Genomic DNA, 14,420 nt, shown 5'->3' with positions numbered 1-14,420 from the left:
AAGTAGATTTTTTAAGTGTATTTTGGTGTATTTATATGATAAACTGGCATCAGTACAGATGAAAGGAGAAACAGCAAAATGAGAGTTGTTGTTGCCATTGATTCATTTAAAGGAAGTATGTCTTCTTTGGAGGCAGGTGAGGCTATATCAATTGGAATAAAGAAAGCACATAAGGATGCAGAAGTTGAAATAAGACCGCTTGCAGACGGTGGTGAGGGTACTGTGGAAGCTCTTTCTATCGGTATGGGCGGAAGACTTGTAAATGTTGATGTAACAGGACCTGTAGGGAGAAAAGTAAGCGCTGTTTACGGGATAGTTGATTCAAGTAAAACTGCTATAATAGAAATGTCACAGGCTGCAGGAATTACCTTGGTAAGCGGTAATGAAAAAAATCCCTTATATACTACAACATTCGGAGTAGGAGAGCTTATAAAGGATGCCATAAATAAAGGCTGCAGACATTTTGTAGTTGGAATAGGCGGTTCCGCTACAAATGACTGTGGAATAGGAATGCTTCAGGCACTGGGGTATGAGTTCCTTGATAAAGAAGGTAATCAGGTAGGATTTGGAGCAAGCGGTGTCAGAGATATTGTAAGCATAAGAGATGAGAATGTGATAAAAGAGCTTTCGGAATGTTATTTCAGAGTGGCATGTGATGTAAACAATCCTCTCTGTGGAGAGCTTGGATGCTCCGCAATATACGGACCTCAAAAGGGTGCTACCAAGGAAATGGTAGCCGATATGGACGGATGGCTTAAGAACTATTCAAAAATTGTAAAGGAAAAATATCCGGATGCAGACAGTGAATATCCGGGAACCGGTGCGGCAGGCGGACTTGGATATGCATTCTTTAACTTTACAAATTCAAAGCTTGAATCGGGAATAAAAATAGTCCTTGATGAGACAAAGCTTGAGGAATATGTAAAGGATGCTGATATTGTAGTTACAGGAGAGGGCAGACTCGATCATCAAACCGTTATGGGAAAGGCTCCTGTAGGTGTAGCAAATATTGCAAAGAAGTATAACAAAAAAGTTATAGCATTCTCAGGAAGTGTAACAGAGGATGCAGGAGTTTGCAATGAGCACGGAATTGATGCCTTCTTCCCGATACTTAGAAGAATAGTTACACTGGAAGAAGCAATGCAAACAGATACTGCAAAGCAAAATCTTACAGATACTGCGGAGCAGGTATTCAGATTATTGTAAAAATAAAATCCTCGGGATTTTGGAACTTACCAAATCCCGAGGATTATTTTATAATTTAAGATCGCCTGTCTTTACCAGTCCCATCTTTTTCACAAACATATGAATAACAGGTGCGATAACAGCCGGAAGAACAAATGATATAAATATAAGCCCTATCCAGTCAAATGAAGTAATAGAAGCTTTGCTTCCGTTTGCAATATCGCTTACCCAGCCGGTGTATACACCGATCTGCCCTACAAGACCGCATGTACCCATACCTGATGATACAGCCGCTCCGTTCATTTGCAGCTTAAATATACATGTAGCAATAGGTCCTGTAATCATTGATGTAATACATGGTGCAATCCAGATGCGTGGATTCTTTACAATATTGCCCATTTGCAGCATTGATGTTCCTATACCTTGAGATATAAGTCCGGACCATTTATTCTCGGGAAATGAGATAACAGCAAATCCGACCATCTGAGCGCAACAGCCTGCCAAAGCGGCACCACCTGCAAGTCCTGTGAGTCCAAGAGCCGCACATATGGCTGCCGATGAAATAGGAAGTGTAAGTGCCACACCGACAAGAAGTGAAACCAGTATACCCATAAGGAAAGGTTGAAGGCTTGTAGCCCACATAATCACTGTTCCAAGTTTCATAGCGGCTTTTCCAAGAGTTGGAGCAAGTATAGCGGATAAGAAGATACCGACAGATATCGTTACAAGAGGTGTAACAAGAATATCTATCTTGGTTTCTTTTGAAACCATTTTTCCGACTTCAGACGCTATAATAGCAACAAATAATACTGCCAATGGTCCGCCTGCACCCCCTAGTGCATTGGAAGCGAAACCTACAGTAATCAAAGAAAATAGTACAAGTGGCGGAGTATTGAGTGCATAGCCGATAGCAACAGCCATTGCCGGACCGCTCATAGCACTTGCCAGAGATCCTACCGTATATTCAACCCCTGCAATAGTAGCAACCGTACTCGTAAGAAAAGAAATTTGAAACTGCTTACCTACAGTATTTATAATAGTACCTATAAGCAGTGAACAAAACAGTCCCTGTGCCATAGCGCCCAATGCATCAATACCGTAACGCTTGGCTGAAATTACAATATCTTTCCTTTTGAAAAATAATTTTAGCTTTTCCATAGAAGTCCTCCATAGACGTGTATTTTTGTTTCAATGTTTATTCTAGAATTAAATTGAAATTTGTCAAGAAAAAATATTTATATATTGACGGTTATACTTGTATATGATAGAATACTAAGGATTAAGGATGCAAAGTCCTTTTTTTTTGGATTTTCAAGTCTAATTCGAACAATGGAGGTGGAGATTGTGCGTACAAAGATAACACTTGCTTGTACAGAGTGCAAGCAGAGAAACTATAATACGACAAAGGATAAGAAAAATCATCCTGACCGTATGGAAATTAAAAAGTATTGTAGGTTCTGTAGAACTCATACAGTGCATAAGGAAACAAAATAGGAGTAATTATGGCTGAAGGAAAAAGCGGAAAGATATCTGACTTTTGGAAGGGAATAAAGACAGAGTTTAAAAAGATAGTATGGCCGACAAAGGATGATATTGTAAAGCAGACTATTGCTGTTATTTCATCATCTATTGTACTTGGTATTATAATATCAATACTTGACTTTATCTTCAAATTTTTACTAAACTTTGTTCTTAAATAGGTGAAAATATGGCAGAGGCACAATGGTTCGTAGCCCATACTTATTCAGGCTATGAGAATAAAGTAAAAGTAGATATTGAAAAGACAATTGAGAATCGCGGACTTCAAGATCAGATACTTGAGGTTACGGTTCCTATGGAGACCATACTTGAAGTAAAAAATGGTGTCGAAAAATCGTCAGATAAAAAACTTTTCCCCGGATATGTTCTTATACATATGTATATGAATGATGAAACCTGGTATGTTGTAAGGAATACCAGAGGCGTTACAGGTTTCGTAGGCCCGGGAAGCAAGCCGGTACCACTCACCGAAGATGAACTTGTAGCACTTGGCTACAGCGGCAATGCCGCAAAGCCTGAAGCAAGACTTGAGGTTGACCTTAAGGAAGGCGATATGGTTACAGTCATCAGCGGAGCATGGAAGGATACCGTGGGAGTGATTACCGCTGTCAACGAAAAGAGGAAAACTGTTTCTATTAATGTAGAAATGTTTGGACGAGAGACAAAAGTAGAGCTCGAGTTCACAGAAGTTAAGAAAATGTAATTTATTACATAGTTGCATTTATTTAAATGCGTGGGAGGGAAATCCCCGAAATTACCACAAGGAGGTGCCATATGGCAAAGAAAGTTACAGGATATATCAAATTGCAGATACCTGCAGGTAAAGCAACACCGGCTCCACCTGTCGGTCCGGCTCTCGGACAGCATGGTGTAAACATAGTTGAGTTTACAAAGCAGTTTAATGCAAGAACAGCAGATCAGGGAGACTTAATCATCCCTGTTGTTATCACAGTTTATGCAGATAGAAGCTTTAGTTTCATAACTAAGACTCCACCGGCTGCAGTTTTACTTAAGAAAGCATGTAAAATCGCTTCAGGTTCAGGCGTACCTAACAAGACAAAGGTAGCTAAGATTACAAGAGCACAGCTTGAGGAAATCGCTACTCTTAAGATGCCTGATCTTAACGCAGCAAATATTGATTCAGCTATCTCTATGATAGCAGGTACAGCCCGCTCAATGGGTATCACAGTAGAAGACTAATTTAGGAGGTAATATACATGAAACACGGAAAAAGATATGTTGAAGCTGCCAAATTAGTTGATCGTAGCGTACAGTATGATGCAAGCGAGGCAGTAGCTTTAATTAAGAGGACAGCAGTTGCTAAGTTCGATGAAACAATAGAATTACATATAAGAACAGGTCTTGACGGACGTCATGCAGACCAGCAGATTCGTGGTGCGGTAGTACTGCCACACGGAACAGGTAAGACTGTTAAAATCTTAGTATTTGCAAAGGGACCAAAGGCTGATGAGGCTTTGGCTGCCGGAGCTGACTATGTTGGAGCAGAGGAGCTTATTCCAAAGATCCAGAACGACGGCTGGTTAGATTTTGATGTTATCGTTGCAACACCTGATATGATGGGCGTTGTAGGACGCCTCGGTAAGGTACTCGGACCTAAGGGACTTATGCCAAACCCTAAGGCAGGTACAGTTACAATGGATGTTACAAAGGCTATCGCAGACATCAAAGCAGGTAAGGTAGAGTATCGTCTTGATAAGACAAACCTCGTTCACGTACCTGTAGGAAAGGCTTCATTCAGTGAGCAGCAGCTTTTGGAGAACTTCCAGAGCATTATGGATGCTATCAATAAGGCAAAACCAAGCACAGTTAAGGGTGCTTATCTTAAGAGTGTAGTTTTAACATCAACAATGGGTCCGGGAATCAGACTCAACGTTGCTAAAATTACAGGCTAATAGCTAATATAATAAAGACGCGCAGACTGCCATGTACTCGTAAAGAGTATGTGGCAGTTTTACTGTATAGACAAAAATTTCAGATTGGAGAATATAATGGAAAAAGTTTTAGGTGTTATACTTTTATTTGTGATAGGTTTCGGACTTTGCTATCTAATGCGCATGCTTATGAGAGGTGCATTCAGATTAACATGTAATGCTGTTAGAAAGATAGCTAATAAAGGGAACAACAATAGAGAAGATCAAAACGATTCTGATAAGCCGGCGGCAAGGTATGTAGATTAAGACGGGAGTAATAGAAACAATGATACCGTTATAAAGTCATTGTTGCCCAAATTATAGTTAAAATAGATAATATAGTAAATTATGTAGATTACCACATATTCATAAAGGATGTGTGGTATTTTTATTGTTCATTTTTTATTTTGTATTGTATAATGAATATACTTATTTACGAGGGGTGTGATACTATGAATATTTTTGATAAGCACAAAATGACCGAAGAAGAGATTAAGTTGTATTATATAACTCCGGCTATTGCTAGAGGTTGGAATAATTATATTGGAATGGAAAATAAGATTACTGATGGTAGGATAAATGTTAGTGGGAATATTGCAAATAGGGGCAGTGCAAAATCTGCCGACTACGTTCTATACCTTAATGACGGTAAACCTATAGCCATTGTGGAAGCAAAATCCAATAAATATCCTGTATCACATGGATTACAGCAGGCAATGGAATATGCTAAGATGATGGATATTCCATTTGCATATTCTTCAAATGGTGATGCCTTTTTTGAACACGATTTTTTGACAGGTGAAGAAAAAAGGATTGAACTTGATAAATTTCCGACTCAGGATGAACTTATAGCCAGGTATTATAGTGAGATAAATGATGGAAATGGAATATCTGATGATGAAAAAAAGATTGTATCACAGCCATATTACTCATCTCAAAACACATTCCCGCCAAGGTATTATCAAAGAAATGCTGTAAACAGAACTGTAGAAGCAATTGCAAGAGGTCAGCAGAGACTGTTGCTTGTAATGGCTACAGGTACAGGAAAGACATACACAGCTTTTCAAATAGTATATCGACTACTTCGTTCAGGACTAAGGAAAAGAGTTTTATATCTGGCAGATAGAAATATTCTTGTGGATCAAAGTATATTACAAGATTTCGCACCTCTTGAAAAGACAATTTACAAAGTGAATTTTTCAGATAAAGAATGCCTTAGGAAAATTGCGTCACATGAAGTTAACTTTGCACTATATCATCAAATGGTTGGTCAAAATGATGAGGAGAATTTTAGACAAATACCTAAAGACTACTTTGATCTTATTATAGTTGACGAATGTCATCGTGGAAGTGCCAAAGAAGACAGCAATTGGAGAAAAGTACTTGAATATTTTTATGATGCAATTCAGATAGGAATGACAGCAACGCCAAAGGAAAGTGAAAAAATTTCTAATATTGATTATTTTGGGGAACCTGTTTATATTTACAGCTTAAAGCAAGGAATTGAAGACGGATTTCTTGCACCGTTTAAGGTTATTAATATAACAACTAATATAGGTGACGGTTGGAGACCTAGAAAAGGTCAGGTAGATATTGAAGGTAATCTTATAGAAGACAGAATCTATAATAATAGAGACTATGATTACAATATAGTAATAGAAGACAGAATCAGAGCTGTAGCTGAGGAAATAACGGAATATTTAAAAAGTACTGACAGAATGCAAAAGACAATAGTATTCTGTGCATCTGAGGAACATGCCGAGCGTATGAGAATAGCTTTAAATAATCTAAACAAGGATTTAATAAAAGAAAATTCTGATTACTGTGTCAGAATAACCGGTTCAGATGTATATGGAAAGTCTAAACTTGACTATTTTATTTCTGTGTCAAGTAAGTATCCGGTTATCGCAACAACTTCCGAATTGCTTTCAACAGGCGCAGACTGTAAAATGACTAAGCTTATAGTACTTGATAAGATGATTGAAAGTATGACTACGTTTAAGCAGATTATAGGTCGTGGAACTCGTATAAGAGAAAAAGAAGGCAAAACGCATTTTGTTGTAATGGATTTTAGAAATGTAACAAAGTTGTTTGCAGATCCTGAATGGGATGGTCCTATTGAACAAGATGAAGGCTTTCAAAAGGGAAGTACTACAACAAAAAATAATAGAGTAATAAAAGAGGAAGGAAAATATAATGTATTACGTCCGGTTGTCAATGACAAAGGTTGTAATGTGAAAATTATAAACAGAATAGTTTCAGTGTACAATCCGGATGGCAAATTGTTAAGACAGGAAGATATTATTGACTACACAAGGACAAATATAAAGGGTGAATATGCCTCTTTATCTGACTTTATTAAAAAGTGGAAAGATTCAGATAAAAAAAGAACTATTGAAGAATTGTTTTTGGAAAAAGGTGTTGACATAAAGGTATTAAAAAAAGACCAAGAAATGGAAGATGTAGATGATTTCGATTTTATCTGTTATGTGGCGTATGGAAAGAAGCCGTTGACAAGAAAAGAGAGAGCAAATAATGTGAAAAAGAGGGATTTCTTTAGCAAGTATTCATCTGATGCGCAGGAGGTACTCAATATATTGCTTGACAGATATATGAATCAAGGTATTACAGATGTTGAGGACATTAAGGTATTATCTTTATCAGATTTTGAAAATATCGGTAAGCCCGCAAAAATTGTAAAGTTGTTTGGTGGTAAGTCAGGTTATGAAGCAGCATTAAAAGAACTTGAAGATAATATATATGAGGTCGAGGTGGTTTAAATATGGCGATGAAGTCGGGGTTTATAAAAAGAATAAGAGATATTATGCGTATGGATGCAGGTATTAATGGAGATGCTCAAAGAATTGAGCAAATGGTATGGATACTTTTCTTAAAAGCATATGATTCAAAGGAAGATGATTGGGAGGTAAGTGAAGATAATTACAAGTCGATAATACCTGAAGATTTGAGGTGGAGAAATTGGGCAAAAGTGGACAGCAGCGGTCATGCTATGACAGGAGATACACTACTTGATTTTGTCAATAATAAATTGTTTCCGGTGTTAAAGGGTAATGATGTAAAAGATGGAGATAAGATACTGTATAGCGGAATCAGAGTTACACCTGATACACCTATGAAAAAGGCAATTGTATATTCCACGTTTGAAGATGCCAATAACTATATGAAAGATGGAGTATATTTACGTCAAGTGATAGATATTATTGACGAGATTGAGTTTGATGATGTAAAGGAAAGTCATGCTTTTGGATTTGTGTATGAGGAAATTTTGAGGGAGTTGCAGTCTGCAGGCTCATCAGGTGAATTCTATACGCCTAGGGCAGTAACTGATTTTATGGCAAGAATGATACAGCCTAAGCTTGGTGAAAAAATGGCGGATTTTGCCTGTGGAACGGGAGGTTTTATTACATCGTGGCTTAATGTATTATCAGAACAGGTAAATGATACTTTAGATAAAAGGATGATTGACAGCAGTATTTACGGTATTGAGAAAAAACCGTTTCCATATTTATTATGTGTGACAAATATGCTGTTACATGATATAGAGACGCCAAATATTTATCACACAAATTCTCTTAAACATAATCTGCTTGACTACACAGATGATGATAAATTTGATGTTATACTTATGAATCCACCATATGGTGGGCATGAAGATAAATCTATTCAAGGGTTCTTCCCTGACGATTTGGCAAGTTCTGAAACAGCCGACCTGTTTATGTCAGTTATTATGTATCGTTTAAAGAAAAACGGCAGAGCAGCAGTGATTGTACCGGATGGGTTCTTGTTTGGCTTGGATAATACGAAAGTAAATATTAAGAAGAAATTATTAACCGAATTTAATTTGCACACTATTGTAAGACTGCCAAATTCAGTATTTAGCCCATATACTTCCATTTCCACCAATTTGCTGTTCTTTGACAACAAAGAACCTAACGGTAAAACTTGGTTCTATAGAATAGATATACCTTCAGATAGAAAGCATTTTTCAAAGACAAAGCCGATGGAACTCAAACATTTTGATGAATGTATTGAGTGGTGGAATAATAGAAAAAGTGTTTCAGATGGAGAAAATTTTAAGGCACAAGAGTTTAGTACAGATTATTTGGTTAACGAACAGGGATGTAACCTGGATTTATGTGGATACCCACGTGAAGAAGAGGAAGTACTTGATCCGTTAGATACAATAAGAGAATACCAGGAAAAGAGAGCTACCTTGAATGCAGAGATAGATAAGGTACTTGCAAAGTTGGAAGTATTATTACCGGGAGGTATCATAGAATGACACCTGAACAGTTAAGATCAAGCATCTTACAGTATGCAATACAAGGAAGGTTGGTAGAACAAAGAGCTGAGGAAGGAACCGGAGAGGAACTGTATAATAAGATACAGTCAGAAAAGCAAAGACTGATAAAAGAGGGAAAGATAAAAAAAGAAAAGATACTGCCTGAGATAAGTGAAGATGAGGTTCCGTTTGATATACCTGAAAGTTGGAAATGGTGTTACATTGGTGATATATTTTTGCATAATACAGGAAAAGCACAAAATTCATCAGGACATACAAATGGGGTAAAAAGAAAGTTTATAACAACATCAAATCTTTATTGGGGAAGATTTGAATTTACAAAAGTAAAAGAGATGTATTTTACCGATAAAGAGGCAGAAAGATGTAGTGTAAAAAAAGGGGATTTGCTTGTTTGTGAAGGAGGTGACTATGGTAGATCAGCAGTATGGACATATGATGAAGAAGTGTGTATTCAAAACCATGTACATAGATTAAGACCATACTGCGAGATTGATGTTTATTTTTTCTATTATATATTTTATTTTTATAAAAACAATGGAAGAATAATTGGAAAGGGGGTAGGAATAAAGGGATTATCAAGTGAAGCTATTCATAAAATAATCGTACCTCTACCACCATTAGCTGAGCAAAAACGTATAGTTAATAAAATAGAAGAACTTATTCCATATGTAGATAGATATGCATTATCATATGAAAAACTTGAAAAGCTTAATGCCGGATTTCCAGATGATATGAAAAAGTCTATTTTACAGTATGCTATTCAAGGTAAACTTGTGGAACAAAGAGCTGATGAAGGGACAGGAGAGGAGCTATATAAAAAGATACAGGACGAGAAACAAAGACTTATAAAAGAGGGAAAGCTAAAAAAAGAAAAGATACTGCCCGAGATAAGTGAAGATGAAGTCCCTTTTGATATTCCTGAAAGTTGGAAATGGGTAAGACTTGGAGATGCAGTCTATAATCATGGACAGAAGAAACCTAATAAAAAGTTTTCTTATATTGATATTGGTTCTATAGATAATAAAAGTCAAAAGATTAATGAAGTTGAAAATATTGTTGAAGCAGAAAATGCACCATCTAGAGCAAGAAAAATAGTTAAAGATGGTGATATAATTTACGCAACAGTTAGACCTTATCTTCATAATATGTGTATTGTGGATAGTAGTAAATTTACATGTGAACCTATAGCAAGTACAGGCTTTGCAGTAATGTCTTGTTATGATGGGATATACAATAAGTTCATATTTTATTATTTATTGTCACCTTTTTTTGATTCTTTTGCCAATGATACAAATAACTCAAAGGGAGTAGCTTATCCATCAATAAATGATGATAAATTATTTAGAGGCTTATTAATGCTCCCTCCTCTAGCAGAGCAAAAACGTATAGTTTCAAAGATTGAGGAGCTGCTACCCTATGTAGATAGATTGACGAGAAAATAAGTTCATGGATACTTATATATAAGTTTTTTGTTGTTAATATTTATAGATTTAGACTTGAAAATATATTATTTTATAGTTTAAGTACAATAAATATGTTATACTTTATAGAATAACATATGATGTTGTGTGCAATAAAAAGGGGGATATATGGCAAAACAGAAATTCTATGCTGTAAGAGTTGGAAGAGTACCGGGGATATATCAGACATGGGGACAAGCTGAGGAGCAGATAAAAGGATTTTCGAGTGCTGAGTTTAAAGCGTTTGATAGGGAAGAGGATGCTTTAAAATACATTTCTGATACAAAGAATGAAAAACTGGACGTATCTGATGATAAAGATGATATTAATAATAAAGTAAAAATGGAAATACAAGGTTTACAAGATGGAGAAGTAATTGCATTTGTAGATGGAAGTTACTCGGAAGATGTAGACGGTAGAGAAAAGTATAGCTTTGGAGTGGTGCTTATAACTAATGAATCTGAGGATATATTATATAAAGCCTTTGTAAATGATGCTTATATGGGATCAAGAAATATTGCAGGTGAGATAGAAGGTGTTAAGCAGGCAATATTATGGGCTATTCAAAGTAATAAAAATAGTATAAAAATTTACTATGACTATGAAGGAATAGAAAAGTGGGCAAAAAAAGAATGGAAGGCTCAAAAGGATATTTCGAAAGAATACAGTAAGTTCTTTGATGAAAAATCAAATTTAATAAAAATATATTTCCAACATGTAAAGGCACATAGTGGGATTTTATATAATGAAAAGGCAGATGGACTTGCTAAAATGGCATTATTGTCGCAAGGATATAAGACATATGAAGATGGTTCGGTATATTTTATAGGTTTTGGTAAGCAAGATTGGATTTGCATTGTTAATAAACTTAATAAAGATATTGAATCTAAGAACATAAATAAAAAAATTACTATTTCTGAATCAAAACCAAAAGAGTACTGTGACAGATTGGAGTTTACTTGTAAAAAAGAAAAAGTTGTAATAAATTGTTACAGGGGAGATAAGTCTTATGTACAAGGCAAGCCAAGTACATTACTGCAAAATATTATCTCATCAGCGATAGAAAATTTGAAAACAGACGATGCAGTTATTGAGATATTAAAATCGTATCACGCTTTAACAGTTGAGAAAGAAGAGGTCGAAAATGCTTTTTCTTTGATATTACCGGATTTTTCAATAAAAAATAAAGATATAAAGCTTAGAAATACATTATTATCGGCAGTTTTTAATACATTAGTTGTTGGTTATATGCCTGATTATACCTGTCTAGTTACACCATTGTTTAGAGCTATGGAATTCTATTTGCACAGAATTTTGAGTGACAAACTTGGGAATAATACAACGAGATCTAATGGTAGCAATAATTTTTCTTATTTCAGCAAAGACAGTACATCGGGTGAATATAAATATAATTCATCAACTCAAAGCCTTAGAGGTGATCAGATTGATTATTTAAATGAGTTGTATAATAAATATAATAAGTTGAGACATCCATATTCACATTGGTCTGAGGATTCAGCAGATACACATGTCATAACGGATATTAAGACTGCTCATGATTGGCTTAATGAGGGGTTGCAAATTATAAATAAATATTATATACTATTCTAACTTAATTCATAGAACATAAAATTGAGAAGAGGAGGTATTTTAATGAAACAGTATTTGATAAATGATTTGCGACAAGATGGAATTGACTATATTATTACTTTGTTAGACTATGAAACTCAGATATCAAAATGTTTAAAATCTATTACAGTATCTCCATGCAGAGTCGGTAAAGTTTTAATAGATACTGCAATATGCTCAGGGTTAAATGAGTATCGTTTTATAGAAACTTATTTAAGAGAAGATGGAACTTTGGATTTGGGTGAATGTGAGTATGTAAGTGTAAGAGGTGATATATTAAAAGAAGCGAATGATATCTTAAGATGTCATCCTACTTTTCTGAGAAATTCTATATTGCCTGAGTCCCAGATAAATAAAATTGCGCAAGGTTAAAACTAGTTATATTAGATAAAGCACTTAAAGTATTTTAGGTGCTTTTTTATATCTATCAATTCTCAATAATATACTTGTTTGAACTTTCCAAATGTTGTATACTATTTCTACAAAAACATAGCTTGGTAGGAGGTTTATATGCCTGTAGTAGAGAGTCTGATTTGCAAAGAGGCGGATGGTAAACTTAGTTTTGGAAATTATATTCTTGGTACAAAATCAAAAGTAGAAGATTTTGCACATGAGGGGGACGTATATAAGGTAAAGACATTTAAGGAGATAACAAAGCTTGAAAGAAATTCGGCTTTTGTGTATGAATCGGTTCCGGGTAGTACAGTAATGGAATTTGAAACCACCCCAAATTTAACTACATTTAATATATACGGTTTTGGGGATACTCAAATAACTATTGGTTTGGAAGAAGATACAGAATATGAGGTTTATGTCGATGATGTAAGTATCGGAGGCATGAAGACCAATCTATCAGGTAAGCTTATATTTAGTGTTGAGCTAAGTGAGAACGGATCAAAGGTTTTAATCAAAAAAAGATAGTTGCATGGGCATACCGCTAAGCCGGATATGCCCATTTTAAATAGAAAGGTTTTTATGGCAAAAGCAAAGTCCAGTGCATTCTTTTGTAAAGAATGTGGATATGAGTCACCAAAGTGGTTGGGACAATGCCCTATGTGTAAGGCATGGAACAGTCTTGTGGAAGAGCCGGTGGCAAAGACAAAGACGGTAAGCAGAGGAATATCTGCAAATACATATAAAAAGCCTGCTAAGCTTTCTGAAATACAGCTGGAAGATGAAGACAGGTTTAAGACAGGTTTTGAGGAACTTGACAGAGTACTTGGCGGTGGAGTGGTAAGAGGTTCACTTGTTTTGGTAGGTGGAGATCCGGGAATTGGAAAGTCCACATTATTGCTTCAGGTTTGTAAGAATATATCGGATGATAACAGAACAGTGCTTTATATCTCAGGTGAGGAGAGTTTAAAGCAGATAAAGATGAGAGCAAAGAGAGTGGGAGAAATCACAGGAAATTTAAGTTTTCTGTGTGAGACCAATCTCAATATAATAAAAGAAACCGTGCTGAGTGAAAAGCCGGATGTGGTAGTCATAGACTCTATACAGACTATGTTTAATGAAGAGGTGGCGTCGGCTCCGGGAAGTGTAAGTCAGGTAAGAGAATCCACAAATCTATTAATGCAGGTGGCAAAGGAAAATAATATTGCCATATTTATAGTCGGACATGTAACAAAAGAAGGACAGGTTGCAGGTCCGAGAGTGCTTGAGCATATGGTAGATACAGTGCTTTACTTTGAAGGTGACAGGTTTGCTTCATACAGAATACTGCGTGCTGTCAAGAACAGATTCGGATCTACAAATGAGATAGGTGTATTTGAAATGCAGCAGGTGGGACTTATAGAAGTGAAAAATCCTTCAGAGTTTATGCTATCCGGCAGACCGCAGAATGCTACAGGAGCGGCCGTAGCATGTTTAATGGAGGGTACAAGACCGATACTGGTAGAAGTACAAGCTTTGGTAGTTCCTACAGCATTCGGACTACCTAGGAGAACTTCTACCGGAACAGATGTGAACAGAATAAATCTTTTGATGGCGGTCATAGAAAAAAGATGTGCACTTGCAATGAGCAGATATGATGCATATATAAATATTGCGGGTGGACTTAGAATAAATGAGCCTGCACTGGATTTGTCAATTATTATGTCGCTTATCTCAAGTATGAAAAACAGGACAATAGATGAAAAGACGGTAATATTCGGAGAGGTGGGACTATCAGGCGAAGTAAGAGCTGTAAGTATGCCTGAGATTAGGATTAGAGAGGCTATGAAGCTTGGATTTGAGATTTGTATTTTACCGATGGTATGCCTTGAGAAGATTTCATTTAAGGGAAATATAAAGCTTATAGGTGTAAGAAATATAAATGAAGCGGTCTCACTTTTAAATTGATAAAAGTTAAAG

At 36.0% G+C, this 14,420-nt stretch carries 15 protein-coding genes; 14 read left to right on the top strand and 1 reads right to left on the bottom strand.

Annotated features, from left to right (window positions below; translation table 11 throughout):
* Positions 1 to 78: 78 nt before the first annotated feature.
* Positions 79 to 1,206 carry a glycerate kinase family protein gene (locus tag HMPREF1140_RS03925; RefSeq protein ID WP_009662596.1) on the top strand — a complete coding sequence of 376 codons (1,128 nt, stop codon included), beginning with the start codon at positions 79 to 81 and terminating at the stop codon, positions 1,204 to 1,206.
* A gap of 48 nt (positions 1,207 to 1,254) precedes the next feature.
* On the opposite strand, the gene HMPREF1140_RS03920 is transcribed toward HMPREF1140_RS03925, so the two are convergent.
* Positions 1,255 to 2,343, bottom strand: a complete 1,089-nt coding sequence (locus HMPREF1140_RS03920) for a PTS transporter subunit IIC (protein ID WP_009662661.1) — start codon at positions 2,341 to 2,343, stop codon at positions 1,255 to 1,257.
* A 171-nt stretch (positions 2,344 to 2,514) separates the two neighbouring features.
* On the opposite strand from HMPREF1140_RS03920, the gene rpmG reads away from it, so the two are divergent.
* The 13 genes from rpmG (at position 2,515) to radA (ending at position 14,408) form a co-directional block, all read left to right on the top strand.
* The gene (gene rpmG, locus HMPREF1140_RS03915; RefSeq protein WP_278321299.1) at positions 2,515 to 2,679 is read left to right on the top strand and encodes a 50S ribosomal protein L33; all 165 of its coding nucleotides are present in this window, start codon (positions 2,515 to 2,517) and stop codon (positions 2,677 to 2,679) included.
* Between the two features lie 8 nt (positions 2,680 to 2,687).
* Positions 2,688 to 2,885 (top strand): preprotein translocase subunit SecE, encoded by a 198-nt coding sequence (gene secE / locus HMPREF1140_RS03910; RefSeq protein WP_007591298.1) that lies wholly within the window; start codon positions 2,688 to 2,690, stop codon positions 2,883 to 2,885.
* Positions 2,886 to 2,893: 8 nt separating this feature from the next.
* Positions 2,894 to 3,427 carry a transcription termination/antitermination protein NusG gene (gene nusG / locus HMPREF1140_RS03905; protein WP_007591300.1) on the top strand — a complete coding sequence of 178 codons (534 nt, stop codon included), beginning with the start codon at positions 2,894 to 2,896 and terminating at the stop codon, positions 3,425 to 3,427.
* Between the two features lie 71 nt (positions 3,428 to 3,498).
* Positions 3,499 to 3,924 carry a 50S ribosomal protein L11 gene (gene rplK, locus HMPREF1140_RS03900; protein WP_009662424.1) on the top strand — a complete coding sequence of 142 codons (426 nt, stop codon included), beginning with the start codon at positions 3,499 to 3,501 and terminating at the stop codon, positions 3,922 to 3,924.
* A 17-nt stretch (positions 3,925 to 3,941) separates the two neighbouring features.
* Positions 3,942 to 4,637, top strand: a complete 696-nt coding sequence (gene rplA / locus HMPREF1140_RS03895) for a 50S ribosomal protein L1 (RefSeq protein WP_009662493.1) — start codon at positions 3,942 to 3,944, stop codon at positions 4,635 to 4,637.
* 96 nt (positions 4,638 to 4,733) lie between these two features.
* Entirely contained in the window at positions 4,734 to 4,922 is a 189-nt protein-coding gene (locus HMPREF1140_RS03890) for a hypothetical protein (RefSeq protein ID WP_009662599.1), read from the top strand.
* A 185-nt stretch (positions 4,923 to 5,107) separates the two neighbouring features.
* Positions 5,108 to 7,435, top strand: coding sequence for an EcoAI/FtnUII family type I restriction enzme subunit R (gene hsdR, locus HMPREF1140_RS03885; protein WP_009662677.1), 2,328 nt, complete (start codon positions 5,108 to 5,110; stop codon positions 7,433 to 7,435).
* Between the two features lie 2 nt (positions 7,436 to 7,437).
* A complete protein-coding gene (locus HMPREF1140_RS03880) occupies positions 7,438 to 8,958 on the top strand; it encodes a class I SAM-dependent DNA methyltransferase (RefSeq protein ID WP_009662628.1) in 1,521 nt (506 codons plus the stop codon).
* Positions 8,955 to 10,421 carry a restriction endonuclease subunit S gene (locus HMPREF1140_RS03875; protein ID WP_009662422.1) on the top strand — a complete coding sequence of 489 codons (1,467 nt, stop codon included), beginning with the start codon at positions 8,955 to 8,957 and terminating at the stop codon, positions 10,419 to 10,421. Before HMPREF1140_RS03880 ends, HMPREF1140_RS03875 begins: the two co-directional genes overlap by 4 nt.
* Positions 10,422 to 10,568: 147 nt before the next feature.
* Complete coding sequence (locus tag HMPREF1140_RS03870) at positions 10,569 to 12,050, top strand: ribonuclease H1 domain-containing protein (protein ID WP_009662497.1); 1,482 nt, start codon at positions 10,569 to 10,571, stop codon at positions 12,048 to 12,050.
* Between the two features lie 42 nt (positions 12,051 to 12,092).
* Positions 12,093 to 12,440 (top strand): type II toxin-antitoxin system RnlB family antitoxin, encoded by a 348-nt coding sequence (locus tag HMPREF1140_RS03865; protein ID WP_009662568.1) that lies wholly within the window; start codon positions 12,093 to 12,095, stop codon positions 12,438 to 12,440.
* Positions 12,441 to 12,578: 138 nt separating this feature from the next.
* Positions 12,579 to 12,989, top strand: coding sequence for a hypothetical protein (locus HMPREF1140_RS03860; protein ID WP_009662531.1), 411 nt, complete (start codon positions 12,579 to 12,581; stop codon positions 12,987 to 12,989).
* Positions 12,990 to 13,043: 54 nt separating this feature from the next.
* Positions 13,044 to 14,408, top strand: a complete 1,365-nt coding sequence (gene radA, locus HMPREF1140_RS03855) for a DNA repair protein RadA (RefSeq protein ID WP_009662444.1) — start codon at positions 13,044 to 13,046, stop codon at positions 14,406 to 14,408.
* Positions 14,409 to 14,420 lie beyond the last annotated feature (12 nt).

Source organism: Lachnoanaerobaculum sp. ICM7 (assembly GCF_000287675.1).
Taxonomy (GTDB): Bacteria; Bacillota; Clostridia; order Lachnospirales; family Lachnospiraceae; genus Lachnoanaerobaculum.
This window is presented reverse-complemented; position numbering and strand designations above follow the sequence as displayed.

Bases quoted from the DNA above. Each gene is read 5' to 3' on its own strand.
- HMPREF1140_RS03890 (WP_009662599.1), top strand. From the start codon at position 4,734: ATGGAAAAAGTTTTAGGTGTTATACTTTTATTTGTGATAGGTTTCGGA.
- HMPREF1140_RS03880 (WP_009662628.1), top strand. From the start codon at position 7,438: ATGGCGATGAAGTCGGGGTTTATAAAAAGAATAAGAGATATTATGCGT.
- HMPREF1140_RS03860 (WP_009662531.1), top strand. From the start codon at position 12,579: ATGCCTGTAGTAGAGAGTCTGATTTGCAAAGAGGCGGATGGTAAACTT.
- HMPREF1140_RS03875 (WP_009662422.1), top strand. From the start codon at position 8,955: ATGACACCTGAACAGTTAAGATCAAGCATCTTACAGTATGCAATACAA.
- HMPREF1140_RS03865 (WP_009662568.1), top strand. From the start codon at position 12,093: ATGAAACAGTATTTGATAAATGATTTGCGACAAGATGGAATTGACTAT.
- rpmG (WP_278321299.1), top strand. From the start codon at position 2,515: ATGGAGGTGGAGATTGTGCGTACAAAGATAACACTTGCTTGTACAGAG.
- HMPREF1140_RS03925 (WP_009662596.1), top strand. From the start codon at position 79: ATGAGAGTTGTTGTTGCCATTGATTCATTTAAAGGAAGTATGTCTTCT.
- secE (WP_007591298.1), top strand. From the start codon at position 2,688: ATGGCTGAAGGAAAAAGCGGAAAGATATCTGACTTTTGGAAGGGAATA.
- rplK (WP_009662424.1), top strand. From the start codon at position 3,499: ATGGCAAAGAAAGTTACAGGATATATCAAATTGCAGATACCTGCAGGT.
- HMPREF1140_RS03920 (WP_009662661.1), bottom strand. From the start codon at position 2,343: ATGGAAAAGCTAAAATTATTTTTCAAAAGGAAAGATATTGTAATTTCA.
- rplA (WP_009662493.1), top strand. From the start codon at position 3,942: ATGAAACACGGAAAAAGATATGTTGAAGCTGCCAAATTAGTTGATCGT.
- nusG (WP_007591300.1), top strand. From the start codon at position 2,894: ATGGCAGAGGCACAATGGTTCGTAGCCCATACTTATTCAGGCTATGAG.
- HMPREF1140_RS03870 (WP_009662497.1), top strand. From the start codon at position 10,569: ATGGCAAAACAGAAATTCTATGCTGTAAGAGTTGGAAGAGTACCGGGG.
- radA (WP_009662444.1), top strand. From the start codon at position 13,044: ATGGCAAAAGCAAAGTCCAGTGCATTCTTTTGTAAAGAATGTGGATAT.
- hsdR (WP_009662677.1), top strand. From the start codon at position 5,108: ATGAATATTTTTGATAAGCACAAAATGACCGAAGAAGAGATTAAGTTG.